Genomic DNA, 21,789 nt, shown 5'->3' with positions numbered 1-21,789 from the left:
AAACCGACGCCTCGTCATGTTTCGGAATGGCAGATAGTCCGGGGCAACCTCCATGACGGTGGCACCGCCCAGCGAGGGCGGCCAAGGGGATGAGTGGGCGGCCTGTGTCGCGCTCGATACGTACGACGAAGACGTACCGCGGGATCGCCTACGGGGCGCGAGCCCTATGGCGACGGAGTGCTCGTAGTACTCGTGGGGGTCACGTCCCACCAAGGGGGCCGGGAAAGCCGGCCGCAGGGCGAAGGGGCACAGGTAGTCCAGACGTCCAGTGAAGGGAGGTATGCGTAATGCAAAACGCCGGAACGGTGCTGGACGTCATCCGCAAGCGAGGGGAGCGAGGACTGCCGGTGGAAAGGCTCTATCGGCAGCTGTTCAACCCTCAGTTGTATCTGCTGGCCTATGGGCGCATCTACGCCAACAAGGGTGCGATGACACCCGGGGTCAGCGCGGAAACCGCAGACGACATGTCGCTGGAGAAGATCGACAGCATCATCGACGCCTTACGCGCCGAACGCTACCGATGGTCTCCGGCCCGGCGGGTCTACATCGAGAAGAAGGGATCAACGAAGAAACGCCCGCTCGGATTGCCGACCTGGTCGGACAAGCTGGTCGCCGAGGCGGTCCGTCTCCTCCTGGAGGCGTACTACGACGTCCAGTTCTCCGATCGCTCCCACGGTTTCCGCCCCCAACGGGGCTGCCACACCGCGCTGACGGAAGTGGCACGGACCTGGCGGGGAGTGCACTGGTTCATCGAGGGCGACATCTCCGACTGCTTCGGCAGCCTGGACCACGAGGTGATGCTCAAGGTTCTGGGAGAGAAAATCCACGATGGCCGGTTCCTGCGGCTGATCAGCCGCATGCTCAAGGCCGGGTATCTGGAGGACTGGAAGTGGAACGCCACGCTCAGCGGTTCACCGCAGGGCGGGGTGGCTTCCCCGATCCTGTCCAATATCTACCTGGACCGACTGGACCGGTTCGTTGAACAGTCCCTGCTGCCGGAATACAACCTCGGGGACCGTCGTCGGCCGAATCCGGCATATCTAACCGTTCAGCACGCGATCGCGAAGGCACGACGCCACCAGGACCGGGAGGCGGTGCGGGTGTTGCGACACCAGCAGCGTTCCCTGCCCTACGGCGACCCGAACGATCCGAGCTATCGGCGGTTGCGCTATGTCCGTTACGCCGACGACTTCCTGCTGGGGTTCGCCGGTTCCAAGCGCGAAGCCCAGGACATCACGTCGAAGATCAGGGCCTTCCTGCGTGAGCAACTCAGGCTGGAATTATCCGAGTCCAAGACGCTGATCACGCACGCCACCAGCCAGGCGGCGCGCTTCCTGGGCTATGAGATCCGGGCTCTGCATGCCGACACAAAGATCACCGATGGACGTCGGTCGATCAACGGCACACCCGGGCTCTTCGTGCCCGAGCAGGTGATCCGCACCAAGTCCGCGCTCTACAAGAAGAAGGGAAAACCGGCTCCGCGTGGAGTACTGCTTCACGACGAGGACTTCTCCATCGTCGCGAAGTACCAGGCCGAGTACCGGGGTCTCATCCAGTACTACCTCCTCGCCCAGAACGTGCACCGTCTGAGCAAGCTCCACTGGATCATGGAGACCTCATTGCTGAAGACCTTGGCCTGCAAATACCGCAGCACGGTCCGGAAGATGTCTCGGAAATTCCGGGCAACCGTCGAGACACCGCACGGCCCACGCCGCTGTCTACAGGTCACGGTCGAACGCAAGGAGGGGAAGAAGCCGCTGGTCGCCCGCTTCGGCGGGATCCCACTCAAACGAGAGCGCACCGCCACGCTCGCCGACGTCCGGCCGGTGACAGCACCCGCCTACAACGAGCTGATCAAACGGCTCCTGGCCGAGTACTGCGAGCTCTGCGAGACCCGCACGGATCTGGAGGTCCACCACATCCGCCACCTCGCAGACCTCAAACAGCCCGGACGTCGGGACAAGCCCGCCTGGATCCAGCTCATGGCCCGGAGGAGGCGCAAGACGCTTGTGCTCTGCCGGACTTGCCATGTCTCGGTCCATGCCGGGCGCGTTTCTCAGCCACTGCGGACGTGACCGCTGGAGAGCGGAATGCCCGGAAACGGGCACGTTCCGTTCGGGAAGGGGCCGTCGGAAAAGGACCCGTGCCACGGGCACCTCGTCGGCGGCCTACTTCACCCGACGACCAAGGGCTGGTCCCCTACATCGCGAAGAAGCTCACCATCAAGACCGGCAAGAACAAGGACAAGCACCCGTCGGTCGCCTCGCTGTACCGGGCCTTCGCCGAGGCTGAACAGACCGCGTCCGCGTGACCTTCCCTTGCGATGCCGCCGTGGGCCTCTAACCGCTCAAGACCCTTCTCAGCGCCAACCACGGTTCCATTGAGGGGCCCCGAAGTTCTCGGACAGCGTCCCCATAGGATCGAAGTCCAGAACGGCGGAGAGAGCACATGGCACAGAAGCGTAGGAAGTTCAGTCCTGAATTTCGGGACGCGGCGGTCAAGATGTTGGTCGTGGGGTCCCGCCCGATTGCCGAGGTCGCCCGAGAGTACAAGTGAACGAGGGAACGCTGGACACCTGGGTCAGCCGGTACCGGCAGGAGCACGCCGGGGAGGAGCCTCCGCTGAACATCAGCGAACGTGGCCGCCTGCGCGAACTGGAACGCGAGAACCGGGAACTCCGCATGAAGACCGAGTTCCTGGGAAAAGCCCGCACTCGCGGCGGCCGGTGTCGTGAAGAAGGTCGGCGAGAAAGCTGAGATGTACGGAGGTCGCAGCCGTCGGTACCCCGTCTACGAACTCTCCCGCGAGGACATGTTCCACGTCCTCCGGCACACGTACGCGAGTACCCAGCTTGAGGCTGGCGAGTCGATCGTGAGCGTGTCGGAGTGGCTCGGGCATGCCTCGCCGCAGACCACGCTGACGCACTACGCTCACTTCATGCCGGGGGCGGGCAAGCGGGGCCTCGCCGCCATGGACGAGTGGTTCGATCAAGATCCACAACCGAATGTCCCTGAGGACTCCCTGGGCGCCCCACAGACCCAGAACAGGCCATGAAACCGCAGGTGGCAGCGGTAATCGCGCACACTGACAACGTGTACGAGGAGTACAAGGAGCCGCTCTACGCCGCTCCCCCGCTGCTCCAGCGCATGGTCGACGCGGGCCGGCTCGGCCGGAAGTCCGGCTCGGGCTTCTACACGTACGCCTGATCACGTACGGTAAAACTCAGGCTTCCGCGAGCCCGGCACCTGTTGCGGTGCCGGGCCCGCGCCATTCACACGCCGTGTGCGCGCCGGGCTCGCATATGCCCCTCGCACACGCTCCCCACGCGTCCACCAGGCGAGTTGACTTTCCGTGCGCATCCAAGGGATGTGACGACTACGGAAAGGAGCGGACCCGTGACCGTCGACCCGGAGCATCCCGTGGTCCATGGAGAACTCGCAGAGTTACGCCGTCGCCTCGACGTGGCATACGCACGTGTCGAGGGAGGGCACGCCCTGCTCAGTCACCGCGCCGAACAGACCGCCAAGGAACTCGACGACCTGAGCGCACGGGTCGTCGCCCTTGAACACACCCGCTGGCCACTGCCGGCGATCGCGGCCCTCACGGCCGTGGGCGCCCTCGCCGTGGCGGTCTGGCAGGCTCTCGGACGCTAGCCGACTAGCGTTCAGGACGCCGTGGAGGGATGGATCGGGGCAAGGCGTCCTGCCCGAGCCTGAGGTGATGCAGGAGGAGTAGCGCGGCAGCCATATTGGCGGCCGGGACCTCGCCGCGGGCGACCATGTCGGGAACGAGCTTCAAGGGAACCCATTCCCGACGGTCGGACTCGAAGTCGTCCACGGGGTGTCCGATGTACGCGCCTTCGTCGGCCCAGAAGATGTGGTGCCGGGCGTCGGTGAGCCCGTTGGAGGGCTCGACGCTCATCAGATGGCGCAGGGGTCCCGGTCGCCAGCCGGTCTCCTCCTCGAGTTCGCGGGCCGCCGCGACGGCGATGTCCTCGCCGTCCTCGACGACGCCCGCCGCGAGTTCCCAGCCCCAGCTGTCGGTGATGAAGCGGTGCCGCCACAGGAGCAGCACCTCATTGGCCTCGTTCACCACCGTGGCCACGGCCACGGGACGCAGCCGTATCAAAAAGTGATCGAGGTGCCGACCGTCCGGCAGCTCGACATCTGCGAGATTGACGCTGAACCAGCGGTTTGCGTACACAGTTTGTTCGTTCTGTTTCGTCCACTGCACGGTTCTGCCACCTTCCGCCGAGTAGATGGCAATATCGCAGCAGGAGCGTCCTGACAGCAGGCGCACAGCAGCGCACAGTGCACGGTGCGGCGGTGGGGATCGGTGGTCTAGAGCGGTACGCGCAGTGCTCCGTCGATGAGTTCGGCGGCCTCGGCCGTGCCCGCACAGCCGCTGCGCACCAGGTGTTCGCGTACCGCGCGCAGTCTGTCGCGCAGCCGCTGGGACTCCATCCCCCGGGCCTGCTCGGCCATTTGGACGGCGGTGGCCACCGCCTTGTCGGCATTCCCCTGGCGCAGCTCGATCTGGCTGAGCATCGCGAGACGGTGCACGCGCCCCCGGTCGTGCGCCGGAGTGTCCACGGCCGCCTCGGCGTGCGCCGCCGCGGCCACCAGGTCACCGAGGCTCAGCAGTGCCTCCGCCACCTGTACGTTGACCAGACCGGGCTGGACATAGCCGGTCTCATCGGGTTCGTAACCGCGCCGGATGCGCTCGGCGGCCTGTTCGGCACGCCGAATGCAGGACAGCGCGCTGCTGCCGTCGCCGAGGTGTGCGTACGCCTTCGCCTGCATCGCGTAGAGGTCCGAGGCGAGCGCCGGGGTGATGTGCCGCCCCGCGGCGCGCAGCGCGGCCTCCGCGAAGGCGACGGCCTGCCGGTGCTCGCGCATGAACAGTGCCTGGTTGACCAGCAGAGCTATGACGTACGCCCCAAGACCCCGGTCCCCGCTGGCCTTCGCCAGCCGCAGTGCCTGGTGGAAGTAGCGCTGGGCGAGCCCGTGCGCGTCGGAGTCGTAGGCGCAGATGCCCGCGATGGCGACCAGGCCGCCCGTCGCTCGGTGGAGCTGGCGGCCGGTGGCGTCGGGGTAGCTGCCGCGCAGCAGGGGCGCGGTCTCGGCGTTGAGGAAACCGACGATCCGGCTGCGGGTCGCCACCCCGCCCGCCTTGCGGTACATCTGCTCGTAGTGGGCGCGGGCCGCGCGCAGCATCTCGATGTCGGCCATACTCACGTGGTGGCGGCCGCCGCGTGAGACGTCCACGTCCTCGGGCGGGTTCTCCCACTCCCACACGGGCATCACGGCGGGCGTCCCCGTGACCGCCGGGGCCCCGAGCAGGTGCGGGCGCTGCTGTTCGTCGGAGCGCCACAGGGCAGTGGCACGCTCCACGAAGCCGGAGAGCGAGGTGGCGTGCGGGGCGGACGGCTCGCCGGGCACGCCGAGGCCGATGTCGTCGAGCGTGACGGGCCGGTGCAGGCGCCCCGCGAGCACTTCGCAGATCAGGTCCGGTACTTGGCCACGCGGACGCTGGCCCTTCAACCACCGTGCCACGGCCGTGTGTTCGTATCTGAGCGCGAGGCCGCGTGCCCTCCCCGCCTGGTTGACGTGCGCGGCGAGCCCGGCGTGCGAGATGCCGGCCTCGTCGAGTATCGCGTCGAGCAGAGTGTTGGGCTGCATTCGGGCCCCCGGGTGGCTCGGTGGCGACAGTGCGGTCAGAGTAATCCGTCCCTCTCGCTCATGGGTCACCCTTCACACGGGGTGTGAACGGAATGCCCGTATCCGCAGGGTGCGCGCGCTGTCGCGCAGTGTTTCTTGCCGGTTGACTGAAATGCCTCGCAAGAGGCCGGCCGGGCCGCCGGCTCCCCCTCGTACAGTGCGGCGGCCCGATTCCGCGCCGTCCGCCCGGCTGCCTGCCCGACACTCCGTGGCGGGGCGGACGGCTCCGCCGGCTGCGCGGGGTCACTGCGGGTTGTGTGTCGGCTGCACGTACGTTGTGGCTGGTCGCGCCCACGCGGCGGAGCCGCGCAATGTCACAGCCCCGCGCCCCTAAAGGCCTTGTGCTCGCGTGACCTGATGCGCTGCGGAGTGGACCTGCTGTGTCGGGACGCGGTCGCGGTCGTTGCGGAGGATCAGTACGGCCACGTCGTCTGCCGGTCTGCCACCGGTGTGGCGCAGAAGGCGGGTGAAGACGGCCCTGAGCACAGCCTGCGGAGAGAGCGGCTGGGTGCGGACGGCCTCGGCGAGCGTGGCGGGCAGCGGAAAGAAACGGCCGTGGGTGTCGCGGGCGTCGTCCACTCCGTCGGTGTGCAGGAACAGGGCCTCGTCGGGGAGGAGCCGGCCGCACCGGGTGGCCGCCAGTTCGGCGGGGAGCGGGAACGGGCCGAGCGGGGGGACCGGTTCGGCTGCCGTGAGTGGTTCCACGCGGCCTGCGCCGAGCCGATACGGCGCCGGGTGACCGCAGTTGAGGGCGTACACCTCGCCGTCGTCGCGGATCTCCAGGAGCAGTACGGTGACGAACTCCTCGGCGACCGGGCTGTCGGGGTCCAGGCCCGCCGAGGGGTGTTCGGCGCGCGCCCGCTCGCGCAGGTGCCGGGCCATGGCGCGTTCCAGCCGCCGGAGCACACCGGCGAGTTCGAGCTCGTCGTGCACGGCCTCGCGGAAGCTGCCGAGGACGGCGGCGACGGTTGCGAGGGCGCCGAGGCCGTGTCCGCGGACGTCACCCATGACGATCCGTACGCCGTGCTCGGTGGCGATCACCTCGTACAGGTCGCCGCCGATGTTCGCGCCGCGGTCCGCGGACAGCTGGGCCGCGGCGATGCTCAGACCGTCGATGCGCGGAGGCAGCGGTCGCAGCAGCACGCTCTGGGCGGCGCCCGCGACCTTGCGGATCTGTCTCAGCTCCCGCAGCAGCGCCCGTCTGACGTGGAGGATCAGCCCCGTGCCGACGGCGAAGAAGACGGCGCTGGTGACGATCCGCGCTTCGAGCCCGTCCCGCTGGGCGAGCGGGCAGGTCATCTTGTACGTGACGGCGATCGCGCCCCAGGCGGTGGGCAGCCCCAGACTCAGTGCCCGCCGCAGGGACCGCCGCTCGGCCCGGCGCTCCGTCCGGTCGAAAACGTCCGGCGGCCCGCCGCCGTGAACCGGCCGGTCCGGTCGCACTCGGGGGCTGTCCCGGCGCACCGCCCGGACCAGCCCGGCCCGCAGGCCACACCCCCGGCGCCGCGCCCGAAGTCCCGCCCGGGCCGGCCCCCGCGAATTCGTCCGGGACGTCGCCCTGCGGGGAGCCCCCGCCTTGATATGGATCATGCCGATTGGCCCCCCAATAGGCCCTGACAGCGCAGATGACCTCCAAGAGGCCGGTCCGATTCTGTCGACCGCATGCCCCGATCGAGACAGATCGCCCCGACTTGCCACCCGAATGAGTGACACAGCTTCGGACACCTGCATTTATGCAGGTCGGCCGGGGGAAAGCGCCCCAAAGGGGCGCGGGGAACTGCGCGCCCAGCCACGACACACTCGCAGCCGACAAACAACCCGCAGTTCCCCGGTACAACCAGCGGAGCTACCCCCGCAGCACCGCCCCCGTGCGCCCAGCGGCGAGCGCCACGGCCGCGTCACGCGCCGCGGAGGCCTCGTCGACGGTCAGCGTGCGGTCGTCGGAACGGAACCGCAGCGCGTAGGCCAGGGACTTCTTGCCCTCGCCGAGCTGCTCGCCGTTCTCGTAGACGTCGAACAGCCGGATGGACTCCAGGAGTTCACCCGCGCCCTCGCGCAGCGCCGCCTCGACGTCCACGTGCGGGACGGTCTTGTCGACGACCAGGGCCACGTCCTGGGTGGCGACGGGGAAGGTCGAGATCTTCGGGCCCTTGGGGAGGCCCGCGCTCGCCTGCTCCAGCGCGTCCAGGTCGAGCTCCATCGCGCAGGTGCGCGCGGGCAGACCCAGGGTCTTCAGGACGCCGGGGTGCAGCTCACCGGCGTACCCGATGACCTTCTCCCGGCCGTCGACGACGACGGCCAGCTCGGCGCAGCGGCCCGGGTGCCACGGCCCGTACTGGCCAGAGCGGACGAGGATTTCGGTCCCCGCCTCGCGGGCCAGCGAGCGCGCCGCCTCGATCGCGTCGGCCCAGTCGGCCGGGCGGCCCTTGCCCCACCAGCCGGCCTGCTCGCGGGCGCCCGCGAGGACGACGGCGGCGTGCCGGGGCTGGACGGGGAGCGCGGCCGTGAGGGACGCGATCTCCTCGTCGGTGGGACGGCGGTCGACGGGCAGGCGGCCCGCGACGCGCAGTTCGTCCTGCGGCTGGAAGACCAGGCCGGTCTCGAAGAGCGCCAGGTCGTGGCTGCCGCGGCCGTCGTTGCGGCGCAGGGCGTGGAGCAGGCCCGGCAGCAGCGTCGTACGGAGCGCGGGCTCCTCGTCGGAGAGCGGGTTGACGAGCTTGACGACCTTGCGCTTCGGGTCGTCGGCGGCGAGGGCGAGCTGGTCGAAGACGTGCTCGCCGATGAACGGGTAGTTCAGCGCCTCGACGTATCCGGCGCCGGCCAGCACGCGGCCGATCCGGCGGTGCAGCCGCTGCCGGCCGGTCAGGCCCAGGCCCGCGGGGGGCTTCGGCAGGGTCGAGGGCAGGTTCTCGTAGCCCTCGAGCCGGATGACCTCTTCGGCCAGGTCGTTCGGGTCCGTCAGGTCGGGCCGCCAGGACGGCACGGTGACGATCAGCTCGTCCTGCCCGTAGACGTCACAGCCGACCTGCTGGAGTCGGCGTACGACGGTCTCGCGGCCGTAGTCGACACCGGCCACCTTGTCCGGGTGGTTCGCCGGGATGGTGATGCTGTGCGGCGCGGAGGGCGCGATGACCTCGGTGACCCCGGCGTCGGCGGTGCCGCCGGCGAGGAGGACGAGGAGGTCGACCGTGCGCTGGGCGGCGGCCGAGGTGGCCTGCGGGTCGGCGCCGCGCTCGAAGCGCTTGGACGCCTCGGAGGCCAGCTTGTGACGGCGGGCCGTGCGCGCGATGGAGAGCGCGTCGAAGTGCGCGGCCTCGATGACGACCTCGGTGGTGGTGCCCTCGGTGTCGTCGATCTCGGTGTTGGCGCCACCCATGACACCCGCGAGGCCGATGGGGCCGCGGTCGTCGGTGATGACCAGGTCCCCGGCGTCGAGCGTGCGCGTGACACCGTCGAGCGTGGTGAGCTTCTCGCCCTGCTCGGCCCTGCGCACACCGATCGCGCCCTGGACGCGGGTGCGGTCGTAGGCGTGCAGCGGCTGGCCGACCTCCAGCATCACGTAGTTGGTGATGTCGACGGCGAGCGAGATCGGGCGCATGCCCGCCTTCTGGAGGCGGCGGCGCAGCCAGATCGGGGAGTGGGCCTCGGGGTCGAGGCCGGTCACCGTGCGCGCGGTGAAGCGGTCGCAGCCCATCGGGTCGGAGACCTGCACCGGGTAGCCGAACGCGTTCGGGGCCGGTACGTCGAGCAGCGCGGGGTCGCGCAGCGGCAGGCCGTAGGCGATGGCGGCCTCACGGGCCACGCCGCGCATCGACAGGGCGTAGCCGCGGTCGGGCGTGACGGCGATGTCGAGGACCTCGTCGACGAGCTCGAGCAGCTCGATCGCGTCGGTGGCGACCTCGACCTCCGGCGGCAGCACGATGATGCCGCCGCTGCCGTCGTCGCCCATGCCCAGCTCGTCGCCGGAGCAGATCATGCCGTGCGAGGTCCTGCCGTACGTCTTGCGCGCGGCGATCGCGAAGTTGCCGGGCAGCACGGCACCCGGCAGGACCACGACGACCTTGTCGCCGACGGAGAAGTTGCGGGCGCCGCAGACGATCTCCTGGAGCTCACCGGTGCCGTTGGCGGTGCCGACGTCGACCAGGCAGAAGCGGATGGGCTTCTTGAAGCCCTCCAGCTCCTCGATGGACCGCACCTGGCCGACGACCAGGGGGCCCTTGAGGTCGGCGCCGAGCTGCTCGACGGTCTCGACCTCGAGGCCTGCCGAAATGAGCTTGGCCTGGACGTCGCGGCCGGTCTCCGTCGCCGGCAGGTCGACGTACTCCCGCAGCCAAGAAAGCGGGACCCGCATCAGATCTCCATCCCGAACGGCCGGGTGAACCGGACGTCACCCTCGACCATGTCTCGCATGTCTTCGACGTTGTGGCGGAACATCAGCATCCGCTCGATGCCGAACCCGAAGGCGAATCCGCTGTACTTCTCCGGGTCGACGCCACAGGCGACCAGCACCCGCGGGTTGACCATGCCGCAGCCGCCCAGCTCGATCCAGCCCTCGGAGGAGCAGGTACGGCAGGGGCGGTCGGGGTTGCCGACGGACTCGCCCTTGCAGACGTAGCAGAGCATGTCCATCTCGGCGGACGGCTCGGTGAAGGGGAAGTAGTTCGGGCGCAGCCGGGTCTTCATGTCGGCGCCGAAGAGCGACTGGACCATGTGGTCGAGGGTGCCCTTGAGGTCGGCCATGGTCAGGCCCTCGTCGACGGCGAGGAGCTCGATCTGGTGGAAGACCGGGGTGTGGGTGGCGTCCAGCTCGTCCGTGCGGAACACCCGGCCGGGGCAGACGACGTAGACCGGGGGCTCGCGGTCGAGCATGGCGCGGGCCTGCACGGGCGAGGTGTGGGTGCGCAGCACGACACCGGACTCGCCGTGGTCGCCCGTGGGGCCCTCGACGAAGAAGGTGTCCTGCATCTGCCGGGCCGGGTGGTCGGGCGTGAAGTTCAGGGCGTCGAAGTTGAACCACTCCGCCTCGACCTCGGGGCCCTCGGCGATCTCGTATCCCATGGACACGAAGACGTCGGCGACGCGCTCCATCATGGTGGTCAGCGGGTGGCGGGCGCCGACGGGTACACGGTCGTAGGGCAGCGTGACGTCCACCGCCTCCTCGACCAGCACCCGGGCGTCGCGCTCGGCCTCCAGCTCGGCCTGGCGGGCGCCGAGGGCCTTGTTCACCGCGCCTCGCGCCTGGCCGACCAGCTTGCCTGCGGCGGCCTTGGCGTGCGGGGGCAGGGCGCCGATCTCGCGGTTGGCGAGGGCCAGCGGCGAGGCGCCGCCGGTGTGGGCGACCTTGGCCTCCTGGAGCGCGTCGAGGTCACCGGCGGCGGCGAAGGCGGCGAGCGCCTCGTCCCGCATGCGCTCGATCTCTTCCGGTTTCAAGGCCTCGACCTCTACAGGGTCGTACGACTTATTCGGTGCCGACATCTCTTCCCGTGCTTCCGGTTGGCTGGCGGATGGTCCCCGTCCCGACTCGGGGGACGCATGGTCCCTGAAACGGGGACGCAAAGGTGCCAAAGGCCGAGTCTAACGGGGTGGGAGCCGACCTCGGACGCGCAGTCCGATGGGTGGCTCCGGTACGACTGCGCCCGTGGGGCCTCTTCGGCGTTACAGCAGGTACGCCGGGGTGCCCACGGGCAACGTAAATCGGAACTCGGCGCCGCCGCCGGGGGCGCGGCCGACCGTGATGGTGCCGCCGTGGGCCTCGACGATGCCCTTGACGATGTACAGCCCGAGGCCTGTGCCACCGCGCTTGCTGCCCCGCCAGAAGCGGGTGAAGACGCGGTTCATGGATTCCTCCGGGATGCCGGTGCCCTCGTCGCTCACGGTGACCGACGTGGCTACGTTCTCGCCGTCCTCGCGCTCACGCGGGGACGCCGAGGGCGTGACGTCAATAGTGACGGTTCCCTCGCCGTGCCGCACCGCGTTTTCGAGCAGGTTGCTGAGCACCTGGTCGATCTTGTCCGGGTCGGCCCACAGCGGCGGCAGGGGCTGTTCGATACGCAGCAGGAAGCGGTCGGCGGGCTGGCCGGAGGTGACGTACGCCTGGATGTGGCGGCCGACCGCGGCGCCGATGTCGACGGGCTGGCGGCGCACCTCGAGACGGCCGGAGTCGATGCGGGAGATGTCGAGCAGCTCGGCGATGAGCCGGGTAACCCGGTCGGCGTCGGCGTCGACGGTCTCCAGCATGAGTTTCTTCTGGTCGTCGGTGAAGCGTTCCCACTTGGCGAGCAGGGTGGCGGTGAAGCCCTTGACCGAGGTGAGCGGGGAGCGCAGCTCGTGGGCGACCGTGGCGATCAGCTCGGCGTGGCTGCGCTCGGTGCGGCGGCGGGCCTCGGTGTCGCGCAGCGAGACGACGACGCGGCGGACGGAGCCGGTGGGCACGGTGCGTACGTATCGCGCGGAGACGAGCACCTCCCGTCCCCCCGGGAGCAGCAGATTCCGCTCCGGCTGTCCGACACGGATCGCGAGGCCGCCGTAGGGATCGGTCAGTTGCCACCAGCGACGGCCCTCGAGGTCCTCGAGCGGAAGGGCCGACTCCAGATGGCGTCCGAGGGCGGCGGCGGCGGGGACGGCGGTGATGCGGGCGGCGGCGGCGTTGAAGCAGACGACCCGGCCGTTCTCGTCGGCGATGACGAGTCCGTCGGGCAGATCGTCGGGGTCGACACCGAGTTCGACTCCGAGTCCTGACCCGAGACCGGCATCGTGATCGACGTCATGATCGGCATCGAGTCGATCGTCGCGCTGGTCGGCGCGCCGGGGCGCAGGCGTGTCGCGCACGTCTCGTGCGCGCGGCGCGCTCTTCGCACCGCTCGTGCCGACACCCATCCCCGTATCCCACCTCTCGTCTGGCGCAGTGGGCCCCCGAGCCCGTCACCCTACTAGCTGTCGGTGACGGAGCGGCACCCTCCGGAGGCGCGCTGTGCACGGGCGGACGCGTAGAGACATACGGCGGCGGCCGTCGCGAGGTTCAGACTCTCGGCCTTTCCGTGGATCGGTACGCGCACGACGGCATCCGCCAGCGCGCGCGTCTCCTCCGGGAGCCCCCAGGCCTCGTTGCCGAAAACCCAGGCGGTGGGGCCGCCCATGGTCCCCTTGTCGAGCTCGTCGTCGAGGTCGTCCTCGCCCGCGCCGTCGGCGGCGAGGATCCGTACGCCGGCGTCCTTGAGGCCTCGCACGGCTGCCTCCACGGGCACACCGACGGCCACCGGCAGGTGAAAGAGGGAACCGACCGAGGCCCGTACGGCCTTGGGGTTGTACAGGTCGACGGACGCGTCGGTCAGTACCACGGCCTCGGCACCGGCGGCGTCGGCGCACCGCAGCACCGTGCCGGCGTTCCCGGGGTCGCGGACGTGCGCGAGAACGGCGACGAGCCTGGGCCGCGCCGCGAGGATCTCCTCGAACGGGGTGTCGAGGAACCGGCAGATCCCGACGAGCCCCTGCGGGGTGACGGTGGTCGAGATGTCGGCGATCACGTCCTCGTCGGCGAGGTGCACCCGTGCTCCGACGGTCCGGGCCTCCCCGACGATGTCGGCGTAGCGTTCCGCGGCCTCGACGGTCGCGAACAGCTCGACGAGGGTGGCCGCCCCGTCGACGTGGTGCGCCGCCGCCTCGCGCACGGCCTGCGGTCCCTCGGCGAGGAACAGCCGCTCCTTGCCCCGGAAGTTCCGCCGGGCCAGTCGCCGCGCGGCGGACACGCGAGGCGAGCGCGGGGAGATCAGCTCGGGGGCGGCGGACATGGGGTCACCTCAGGGGGTTGCGAAGGGGCGGCTTGAGGGGCGGGGTGGAGCCGGGTCCCCTCGGAGAAGACGAGGAGAACGGGACCTGTGTGTCCGTGCCGACTGCGGCGGGCGGCGGGGCTTCGGGGGGCCGGAGCGGCAAGCCGCCGTGCCGTCACCGGCCGGCGTCCGGTGACCACGGTCCCGGCGGAGCCGAACACACGGTCCGGCGGAGCTTTCGACGAGCCGGGCCAGGCGCACGGTCCGCCAGCGCTTCGACGGGCCGGACCAGGCGCACGGTCCGCCAGCGCTTCGACGGGCCGGACCAGGCGCACGGTCCGCCAGCGCTTCGACGGGCCGGACCAGGCGCACGGTCCGCCAGCGCTTCGACGGAGGCCGCCGGCCCGGCGGGGTCTGAGTCCCGCCGTCGGGCCCGTGGCCGACCGGCTGGGTGTCCCCGGCCGGATGCCTCTGGCACCGCAAGCGAGCTTCGCCCCCCCGTCGGGGACATCGGACACGTCACGTCATGCGTGGCGTTCGGTGCCGCCCCGGCCGGGGATTCTCCCGTAGCCGACGCGCCACACGGCGCCGCAGGCGCTTCTCCCGCCGCAGGGGCGCTCAGCCGCGACGGCGGAATCCGGCGGTGCCGAACCGACATCGCCGACGCGCAGCGTGCCTCGAGCGGCCGGCGGAGCCCAAACGCACCGGGACCCGCAAGCCGTGAGGCAAGCGGGTCCACAGCCGCGTACGGCTCAGGCGAGCGCGAGCGTCACGCGGCCTTCGGCGCGTTGACGTCCGACGGCAGCGCCTTCTGGGCGACCTCGACCAGCGCGGCGAACGCACCGGCGTCGTTCACGGCCAGCTCGGCCAGGATCTTGCGGTCGACCTCGATGTTCGCGGCCTTCAGACCCTGGATGAAGCGGTTGTACGTGATGCCGTTGGCGCGGGCAGCGGCGTTGATGCGCTGGATCCACAGCTGCCGGAAGTCGCCCTTGCGCTTCTTGCGGTCGTTGTAGTTGTAGACCAGCGAGTGGGTGACCTGCTCCTTGGCCTTGCGGTACAGGCGCGAACGCTGACCGCGGTAGCCGGAGGCCGCCTCGAGGATCGCCCGGCGCTTCTTGTGGGCGTTGACTGCCCGCTTGACGCGTGCCACTTGTTAACTCCTTGTAGCGGGGCTGTGGTTGTCGTCACACAGCCCGAAATCGATTGGGTCCCGGTCGGAGATCAGGCGCGCGGTGCGCGCCCGACGTCACTTGCCGAGAAGCTTCTTGATCTTCTTGGCGTCGCCCGGGGCCATCTCGGCGTTGCCGGTGAGGCGGCGCGTCAGGCGCGACGACTTGTGCTCGAGCAGGTGGCGCTTGCCGGCGCGCTCACGGAGCACCTTGCCGGAGCCGGTGACCTTGAAGCGCTTGCTGGCACCGCTGTGCGACTTGTTCTTCGGCATAGCGCCGTTCTCTCCTCGTCAGTGGCGTTCCGATGCCCGGTCGTTAAACCGGGCACGGTGGAACGTCATGTATGTATCGATTGACATCCCTGGACTCATGTCCCGGGGACTCCATGGACTGTCGTCCCGGACTCCCCGGAGCCTTCACCCTGGGATCAGGCCTCGGCGGAAGCCTCGGCCGGGGCCTCGGCGGTCTCGACCTCGGTGGCCTCGACGTCGGCGGACTCGCCGTCGGCGATCTCACCGTCGGCGGCGTTCTGCGAGCGACCGGGATTGGCCTTCGCTTCTGCCTTACGAGCCGCCTGGGCCTCACGGGCCTCAGCCATCGCCTCGGTCTTCTTCTTGTGCGGACCGAGAACCATGATCATGTTTCGGCCGTCCTGCTTCGGGTTCGACTCGATGAACCCGAGGTCCTCGACGTCCGAAGCCAGACGCTGCAGCAGTCGGTAGCCGAGCTCCGGCCGGGACTGCTCGCGACCGCGGAACATGATCGTGATCTTGACCTTGTCGCCCTGCTTGAGGAACCGGACGACGTGACCCTTTTTGGTGTCGTAGTCGTGCGGGTCGATCTTCGGCCGGAGCTTCATTTCCTTGATGACCGTGTGCGCCTGGTTCTTGCGCGCCTCACGGGCCTTCATGGCCGACTCGTACTTGAACTTTCCGTAGTCCATGAGCTTGCAGACCGGCGGACGCGCGCTCGCCGCCACCTCGACCAGGTCGAGGTCGTACTCCTGCGCAAGCTCCAGCGCCTTGGCAAGCGGAACAATCCCGACCTGCTCGCCGCTGGGACCGACAAGTCGCACCTCGGGAACGCGAATCCGGTCGTTGATGCGGGGCTCGGTGCTGATGGATCCTCCTCGGTAGCACCACACGGCGGTCTGGCGGACAGCCGCGTATGTCTCTGATGACATGTGGACCAACCACCGCGGGGCACGAAAAATGCCCCGGACGGTACACAGGCGGGGCTCCATGGAATACCGGAGCACCACCACGGTGAACCGCGGGGCGCACATTCGGGCGACTCCACCGTCCGTACGGAACGGTGGTGGCCGCCTGACCGGGTGACCCGCCATCCCTGAGGACGGTCGGGTGGGAGATCGGAGCCTCCACTTGTGGGCCGAGCACGCTGACATACGTCGTGGCGCATCCGGCCGGTCGTTACACAAGGTTAGCAGCTCCCCCGGGCCCGCGCTAACCGAGCGCCTCCCCGCTCCCGCGGACGGGTGCCGGTGTGCCGGGGCCTATCGTGTGGGACATGAGTGACACCCCTCCCCAGAACCCCGACTTCGACAGCATGACCCGCGACATCGCCGAGGTCCCCGCGGTCGAGGTCCTCGTCACGGTCGCCGTCAACCTGATGAGCGCCGCCGCCGTGAAGCTCGGTCTGACCGAGGAGGGCGACAAGTACAAGGACCTCGACGAGGCGCGCAAGCTGATCCACGCGCTGGCCGGGCTGCTCGACGCGAGCGCGACCGAGATCAGCTCCTTCCACGCGTCCCCGCTGCGCGACGGCCTCAAGTCGCTGCAGCTGGCGTTCCGCGAGGCGTCGCTCGTCCCGGACGAGCTGGGCCAGGGCCCGGGCGAGAAGTACACGGGCCCGGTCTACGGCTAGGACTTAATCCGCCGGACAGGCCCCGGTTCGCCTGTACCTAACGACCACCCCGTACGAACAAGGGCTCGCCCGGTGGCGTCGTCCCGGCCGGCAGCAGTGCCAGGTCGAGGCCGCGCACCAGGCGGGCCCTCAGTGTTTCGTCGGCGGCGAGCCGCTCGGCGAGCGCGCGAGCGGCCTCGGCCGGGGCGGCGGACGGGTCCAGTACGAGCGCGAGGGTGCCGTCCGCCTGGCCGGGGCCCAGGTGGGCGCGGAGCACGGCGGGCTCGGCGGCCACGGCGGCGCGTACCGCCTCGACCACGGCGGGATCGGCGAGCGGGTCCACCGTCGTACGCCCCTCCGCGAGGGCGAGCAGCGCCGAGCCCGTCAGCTCGTACGGCACCGGACCGGCCAGGTCGAGCACGACCGTGTCGGCCTTCTCGTGCGCGGCGGCCTGCAGCGCCTGGTGCAGGGGTACGGCGACGGGGCGGGCCTGCGGGTCCCAGCGGGCCAGCGACTCGGTGGAGGTGAAGGCGGGCAGGGCCGTGCGGTGGCCGGCCTTCAGGGTCGGCACCGCCATGTCGCTGGTCTTCTCGTGGCGCAGCCCGTTCTCGTCCTCCTCGACCTCGCCGAGGACGGCCACGACGGGCACGAGGAGCCGGGCGCCCTTGAGCGCCTCCAGGACCGGTCCTACGGCGGTGCGGTCCTCGGCCCAGGCCGCGAGCGCCGCGCTCAGCCGGGGATCGGCGGAGCCGTCGTCGTCGGAGAAGCCGGAGTCGGGAATGTTCTTGTTCGCCACGGTCCCCGACCCTATCGGGGGGATGCTGCTGGGCTTGTGCGGGCCCAGAAACCTGACGGTGACGGCTTTCACGGGATTCTCAGCTTTCGCTGACATGTCTCTAACATTCGTCTAACGCCGGGCACAGGCACCGCCCCGAGCATCGCGGGATGGCCCCTCACAGAGCTCGTCGGCGTCGCACCCGCCCCTCCGGACGCAGGACCCTTCTCCACACCGTGGTGGCTTGTGCCGTCCTCGTGGGCGGTACGGCGGCGGGTGCCGTGTATGTGAAGGCACAGGCGCACGACCGCGGGGGCCTCGTATCCTCCTCCTCGGCACCGCCGGGTACCTCGTCCTCGGTGTCGGCCGCGTCGTCGTCCCCCAGCCAGGAGGCATCGGTGGAACCCGTGGCGGACCGGGACGCCCTGCTCGCCAAGGCGATGAAGGCCCTGACCCTGGAGGACGGGGCCGAGGTGTCGGTCGCGGTGTCCGACATCGCCTCCGGCGAGAGCGCCGCCTACGGCGAGGGGGCCTTCGACACGGCCAGCATCGTCAAGGTCGACATCCTCGCGGCACTGCTGCTCCAGGCGCAGGACGCGGACCGGCATCTGACGGCGACGGAGAAGACGTACGCCACCGCGATGATCACGAACAGTGACAACGTGTCCGCGTCCGCGCTGTGGGACATCATCGGGCAGGCTGACGGTCTCGACGCCGCGAACGAGCGGCTCGGGCTGACCGCTACCGCCGGCGGGGACGGTGCGCTGTGGGGGCTGACCCAGACCACGGCCGCCGACCAACTCACGCTGCTCCAGCAGGTGTTCGGCGACGACTCCGAACTCAGCGAAGCCTCGCGCACCTATCTCCAGGGGCTGATGGGCGAGATCGCCGCCGATCAGCACTGGGGGGTGTCGGCGGCGGCCGACGGCACCGAATGGGCCCTCAAGAACGGGTGGCTGGCGCGGAGTTCGACCGGGCTGTGGGACATCAACAGCATCGGGCGGGTCACTGTCGACGGGGACGAGTATCTGGTGGCGACGCTGTCCAACGGCAACACGACCAAGACCAGGGGGATCTCGGTGGTGGAGGCGGCGGCGAAGGCGGCGGTGGCCGCGTTGGGCTCCGCGTGAGTTCGGGGGGCCGTAAAGGTGCGGGGGGCCGTTCGACTGCGGGTGGGTAGTGGCTGGGCGCGCCCACGTGGCGGAGCCGCATATGTCACAGCCCCGCGCCTCTCCTACAGTGTCTCCCCGGACACGTCCCGCCCCGAGAACCTGCGGCCTCGCCACAGGATCACCGACGCGGCCAGCAGGAGCACGCCCGCGCCGCCCGCCGCCGGGCCCACCCAGCCGGACGGCTGGTTGTCGTCCTTGACGGCGTCGGGGCCCTTACCGAAGTACTTCTTGCCGTACGCCGCCGCGTGGGTGTTGTCCGGCTTGAGACGGCCGGCGGCCTTGATGGCGGCCGCGGGGTCGATGAAGCCGAAGCCGCGGGAGTCGTCCCGGCCGCCGCTGGGGGCGTTGCGGGCGGTGTCCTCCAGGAGCTTCTTGATCTGTGCCGGGGACAGGCCCGGATGGGCCGCCTTGATGAGCGCGACCGCGCCGGAGACGAACGCGGAGGCGGCGCTGGTGCCCCAGCCCTCGTAGTACCTGTCGTCCGGGTCGGCGATGACGACGTCGACGCCGGGGGCGCTGACGGTGGCGTACCAGCGGCGGGTGGAGAACGAGGCGTGGGTGCCGTTCTGGTCGACTGCCGTGGCCGCGATCACGCCCGGGTAGGCCGCCGGGTACGAGATGTGGTCGCCCTTCTCGCCGCCGTTGCCGGCCGAGGCGACGACGACCGCGCCCTTCTTCAGGGCGTACTGGACGGCGGCGTCCTCGGCGGGCTCGGGATGCGCGGACTTGGAGTCGTCGCCGAGGGAGAGGTTGATGACGTCGGCGCCGTGGTCGGTGGCCCAGCGGATGCCCTCGGCGAGCGCGTTGCCACGAGTGTTGCGGGCCCTCGTACGGGCCGAGTCGCCGTCTTCGAGGATGACGCGGACGGGGAGGACCTTCGCCTCGGGCGCGATGCCCAGGACTCCGTCGCCGTTGCCGACGCCGTGCCCGTGACCGGCGATGATCCCGGCCATCGCGGTGCCGTGCCGGGCCCACGCGCGGTCACCGCGCTGCGCCCCGAAGCCGACCATGTCCTTTCCGGCGAGGACGTTGCCGGCCAGGTCCGGATGCTGGTCGTCGACGCCCGTGTCGAGGACCGCGACCGTGATGCCCTGGCCCTTCGTGGTGCGCCACGCCTGCTGGGTGTGCATCGCGTCGAGGGCCCACTCCTGGGCGCGTATGCCGTCGGCGTGCGCGGCGGTGGACGGGAGCAGGGCGAGGGAGGCGGCCAGCAGGACGCTCAGGGCTCCGGCCCGCTGGGTGGCCCTGCGGGGGGCCTTGCGGGTGCGCTCGCTCGTGGGGGCCTTGCGGGTCATGACGGCTTCTCCGTGGCCGATCCGACGGTCTTGCGCAGGCTGCGCTCGATGCGGTCGGCGAGGCCCTGTGCGTCGTGGCCCAGGCCCGCCTGGGCCGGGGCCGTGGTCGCACCGGGCTTGACGGCGTCCGCGGCGGGCTGCGGGGCGGTGACGATACGGCCGTCGGCGAAGCCGGAGACGGCGTAGACGACCACGGGGGCGTCGGTGAGGACCGACACCTTCCAGGACGCGCGCTGGGCGTCGCCGAACCCGGTGGCGGCGGTGCCCTTGACGGCGTACGGACGGGGCATCAGATCGGTGCGCCGGTCGAGGCCTTCCTGCTGGAAACGGTTCTTCAGCGCGGCCATGGCCGCCGGGTCCGCCTTGGTGAACAGCAGGCCCACGGTGGTGACCTGACTGCGGGTCGCGTCCGTGTAGGTGGCACGCAGCAGCCGCAGACAGCCGGCCGGGGCGAGGGCCTTGCTCAGGAGCGGGTCGAAGGCGTTCGCACAGCCGCTGTCCGGGGCGACGGCGAGCCGGGTCCAGGTGCGGTCGGCGCCGCCTGGGCCCGCGCCCTGGCCCTGCACGGTGGGCGGGAAGAGCTGGTCCACGGGCACGCTGTGCCACAGGCTTCCGGCCGCCACGAAGGCGCTGCTCGTACCGTCCGCGCCCGTACCGTCGCCGGTCAACCAGCTCCCGGCCACCGCGCCACCGATGAGGCCGAGGCCCAGCACGACACAGGCGGCGGCCGCGGCCGCCCGGGGCCGGGTGCGCCCGCCTACGTGGCGCGGGCGCGTGAGGGCGTCGTCGTAGGTCTCCGGCTCCGCGAACGACACGTAGGGGCGTGCCGTGCCGAAGGCCGGGCTCGCGAGGGCGGGCGCTTCGACGGGCCGCTCCGTGGGGATGGAGCGCAGCCGCCTGGTCGTCTCCGTGATCCCGTCCTCGGGTACGGGCGTCCGCCGGGCCGGGCCGGGGTGCGGCACGCCGGGGTGCCCACCGGCCGGCGGGGCGTCGGGAAAGCGGGCGGAGGCCGGAGGCGGGGGTGGGGACGCGGGAGTGGTGCGCCGGCCGGGGAAGCCGTGGTGCGTCGGCTCGTGGCGCGGGGACTCGGGGGCGTCGGTGGCACCCGGCGCCGACGAGGGCGCCGTACCGGCGGAGGAGCCCGACGACGGCTTCGGGTCGCGCGGGAGCTGGAAGGGCCGCGACGCGCGGGTACCGCCGTCACCGGGGCGTGCCGTGACATCGCCGGAGGCGCAGGATGCCCGCGGTCCACGGGAGCCGGGCGCCTCTCCCGGACGCGAGACCGCGTCCGCGGGGGAATCGGTCGGCGCCGGCCGCTGGGAACCACCGCCCGCGCGGGGCGCCGCGGCGGCGCCCGAGCGGGAAGTCCCGGTGGCAGAGACATCGGACGACGACGGGGTACGGGACTCGCCGCCCGCACGCGGTGTCCCGGCAGTGGACGTACCCGGCGCCGACGGTGAACGCCGCTCACCGGCCGGGTGCGAGGCCGTGTCCCCGGAGGATCCGGCCGGTATCGGCCGCTGCGAGGCGGCGCCCGGGCGGGGCGGTGTCGTGGTGCCGTCCGCCGACGACGGACGGCTCTGCCGGGGTGCGCGCGGGGCAGCATCCGCCGTGGTGGGGCGCTCCGCCGGGCGGCGCGGGGGCAGGTCCCCGGAGTCGGGGAGGGCCCAGGGCTCGCCGACCACGGACGGGGTCGTCCTATGGGGCCCCGGGGCGGTGGCGGCGGGCGTGTCCTGCGGGTCAGGCAGCGTCCAGGGCTCGCCGCCCACGGGCGGCTGGGCCGGTCGCGGCCGCCAAAGGGCGCCCGAGGGAAGGTAGTTCGGGCGGGGCGGTACCCCGTCCCCACGTTCCGGGGACTGCCCGGGCCGCGGTGGCATCACCGGACGCGGTGGCGGCGTGGCGCCTCCCGCGGGCGGCGCTTCGGACCTCTGCGGGGGCACCTCGGGAGACCCTGCCCCCTCGGGGGCCTCTCCCGGTGGCTGTGCCGGGCGGGGTGGGGTGGCCGGGCGTGGCGGAATGGAGGCGC

The 21,789-nt window shown here is 70.9% G+C and carries 21 protein-coding genes and 1 pseudogene; 9 read left to right on the top strand and 13 right to left on the bottom strand.

Features of this window, described 5'->3' with window-relative positions; translation table 11 throughout:
• Positions 1–287: 287 nt before the first annotated feature.
• From OG819_RS26785 to OG819_RS26760, 7 genes and pseudogenes are all read left to right on the top strand, one after another.
• Positions 288–2,075, top strand: a complete 1,788-nt coding sequence (locus OG819_RS26785; RefSeq protein WP_266651352.1) for a reverse transcriptase/maturase family protein — start codon at positions 288–290, stop codon at positions 2,073–2,075.
• A 68-nt stretch (positions 2,076–2,143) separates the two neighbouring features.
• Positions 2,144–2,311 carry a hypothetical protein gene (locus OG819_RS26780; RefSeq protein ID WP_266651351.1) on the top strand — a complete coding sequence of 56 codons (168 nt, stop codon included), beginning with the start codon at positions 2,144–2,146 and terminating at the stop codon, positions 2,309–2,311.
• 137 nt (positions 2,312–2,448) lie between these two features.
• Positions 2,449–2,556 (top strand): transposase, encoded by a 108-nt coding sequence (locus OG819_RS59130; protein WP_353963251.1) that lies wholly within the window; start codon positions 2,449–2,451, stop codon positions 2,554–2,556.
• Positions 2,553–2,756: a hypothetical protein gene (locus OG819_RS26775; RefSeq protein WP_266651350.1), complete on the top strand. Its 204-nt coding sequence runs from the start codon at positions 2,553–2,555 to the stop codon at positions 2,754–2,756. Before OG819_RS59130 ends, OG819_RS26775 begins: the two co-directional genes overlap by 4 nt.
• Before the next feature lies 1 nt (position 2,757).
• Positions 2,758–3,054 (top strand): tyrosine-type recombinase/integrase, encoded by a 297-nt coding sequence (locus tag OG819_RS26770; protein WP_266651349.1) that lies wholly within the window; start codon positions 2,758–2,760, stop codon positions 3,052–3,054.
• 35 nt (positions 3,055–3,089) lie between these two features.
• A pseudogene (locus OG819_RS26765) lies at positions 3,090–3,206 on the top strand (3-hydroxyacyl-CoA dehydrogenase family protein); the annotation flags it as partial.
• A gap of 189 nt (positions 3,207–3,395) precedes the next feature.
• The gene (locus tag OG819_RS26760; protein ID WP_266651348.1) at positions 3,396–3,653 is read left to right on the top strand and encodes a hypothetical protein; all 258 of its coding nucleotides are present in this window, start codon (positions 3,396–3,398) and stop codon (positions 3,651–3,653) included.
• A gap of 4 nt (positions 3,654–3,657) precedes the next feature.
• Here the strand turns inward: OG819_RS26760 and OG819_RS26755 are convergent, their stop codons facing one another.
• The 10 genes from OG819_RS26755 to infC all read right to left on the bottom strand — a co-directional run bounded on the left by OG819_RS26755 (position 3,658) and on the right by infC (position 15,802).
• Positions 3,658–4,233 (bottom strand): NUDIX hydrolase, encoded by a 576-nt coding sequence (locus OG819_RS26755; protein ID WP_067365642.1) that lies wholly within the window; start codon positions 4,231–4,233, stop codon positions 3,658–3,660.
• A 107-nt stretch (positions 4,234–4,340) separates the two neighbouring features.
• On the bottom strand, positions 4,341–5,681 hold the full coding sequence (locus OG819_RS26750) for a transcriptional regulator (protein WP_266416090.1): 1,341 nt from the start codon (positions 5,679–5,681) through the stop codon (positions 4,341–4,343).
• 369 nt (positions 5,682–6,050) lie between these two features.
• Positions 6,051–7,019, bottom strand: a complete 969-nt coding sequence (locus tag OG819_RS26745) for a PP2C family protein-serine/threonine phosphatase (RefSeq protein WP_266652857.1) — start codon at positions 7,017–7,019, stop codon at positions 6,051–6,053.
• Between the two features lie 547 nt (positions 7,020–7,566).
• Positions 7,567–10,071: a phenylalanine--tRNA ligase subunit beta gene (gene pheT / locus OG819_RS26740; protein ID WP_266651347.1), complete on the bottom strand. Its 2,505-nt coding sequence runs from the start codon at positions 10,069–10,071 to the stop codon at positions 7,567–7,569.
• Complete coding sequence (gene pheS / locus OG819_RS26735; RefSeq protein WP_266651346.1) at positions 10,071–11,195, bottom strand: phenylalanine--tRNA ligase subunit alpha; 1,125 nt, start codon at positions 11,193–11,195, stop codon at positions 10,071–10,073. Before pheS ends, pheT begins: the two co-directional genes overlap by 1 nt.
• 180 nt (positions 11,196–11,375) lie before the next feature.
• The gene (locus OG819_RS26730) at positions 11,376–12,596 is read right to left on the bottom strand and encodes an ATP-binding protein (RefSeq protein WP_266651345.1); all 1,221 of its coding nucleotides are present in this window, start codon (positions 12,594–12,596) and stop codon (positions 11,376–11,378) included.
• A gap of 53 nt (positions 12,597–12,649) precedes the next feature.
• Positions 12,650–13,507 carry an RNA methyltransferase gene (locus tag OG819_RS26725; protein ID WP_266623331.1) on the bottom strand — a complete coding sequence of 286 codons (858 nt, stop codon included), beginning with the start codon at positions 13,505–13,507 and terminating at the stop codon, positions 12,650–12,652.
• A gap of 748 nt (positions 13,508–14,255) precedes the next feature.
• Positions 14,256–14,639: a 50S ribosomal protein L20 gene (gene rplT / locus OG819_RS26720; protein WP_054236131.1), complete on the bottom strand. Its 384-nt coding sequence runs from the start codon at positions 14,637–14,639 to the stop codon at positions 14,256–14,258.
• Positions 14,640–14,735: 96 nt separating this feature from the next.
• Positions 14,736–14,930, bottom strand: a complete 195-nt coding sequence (gene rpmI, locus OG819_RS26715) for a 50S ribosomal protein L35 (protein WP_007829094.1) — start codon at positions 14,928–14,930, stop codon at positions 14,736–14,738.
• A gap of 155 nt (positions 14,931–15,085) precedes the next feature.
• Positions 15,086–15,802 (bottom strand): translation initiation factor IF-3, encoded by a 717-nt coding sequence (gene infC / locus OG819_RS26710; RefSeq protein WP_266652855.1) that lies wholly within the window; start codon positions 15,800–15,802, stop codon positions 15,086–15,088.
• A gap of 383 nt (positions 15,803–16,185) precedes the next feature.
• Here infC and OG819_RS26705 point away from each other — a divergent pair, with 383 nt between their 5' ends.
• Entirely contained in the window at positions 16,186–16,542 is a 357-nt protein-coding gene (locus OG819_RS26705; protein WP_266416063.1) for a DUF1844 domain-containing protein, read from the top strand.
• A gap of 37 nt (positions 16,543–16,579) precedes the next feature.
• Here OG819_RS26705 and OG819_RS26700 read toward each other — a convergent pair whose 3' ends face one another.
• Positions 16,580–17,317, bottom strand: a complete 738-nt coding sequence (locus tag OG819_RS26700) for an SseB family protein (protein ID WP_266651344.1) — start codon at positions 17,315–17,317, stop codon at positions 16,580–16,582.
• A 149-nt stretch (positions 17,318–17,466) separates the two neighbouring features.
• Between OG819_RS26700 and OG819_RS26695 the strand changes: the two genes are divergently transcribed.
• Positions 17,467–18,426, top strand: coding sequence for a serine hydrolase (locus tag OG819_RS26695; RefSeq protein ID WP_266651343.1), 960 nt, complete (start codon positions 17,467–17,469; stop codon positions 18,424–18,426).
• 104 nt (positions 18,427–18,530) lie between these two features.
• Here the strand turns inward: OG819_RS26695 and mycP are convergent, their stop codons facing one another.
• On the bottom strand, positions 18,531–19,763 hold the full coding sequence (gene mycP / locus OG819_RS26690) for a type VII secretion-associated serine protease mycosin (RefSeq protein ID WP_266623341.1): 1,233 nt from the start codon (positions 19,761–19,763) through the stop codon (positions 18,531–18,533).
• Entirely contained in the window at positions 19,760–21,448 is a 1,689-nt protein-coding gene (locus OG819_RS26685) for a hypothetical protein (protein ID WP_266651342.1), read from the bottom strand. Before OG819_RS26685 ends, mycP begins: the two co-directional genes overlap by 4 nt.
• Between the last annotated feature and the right edge of the window lie 341 nt (positions 21,449–21,789).

Origin of the sequence: Streptomyces sp. NBC_01549 (assembly GCF_026339955.1) — a bacterium.
In the GTDB taxonomy this organism is placed as follows: domain Bacteria; phylum Actinomycetota; class Actinomycetes; order Streptomycetales; family Streptomycetaceae; genus Streptomyces.
This window is presented reverse-complemented; position numbering and strand designations above follow the sequence as displayed.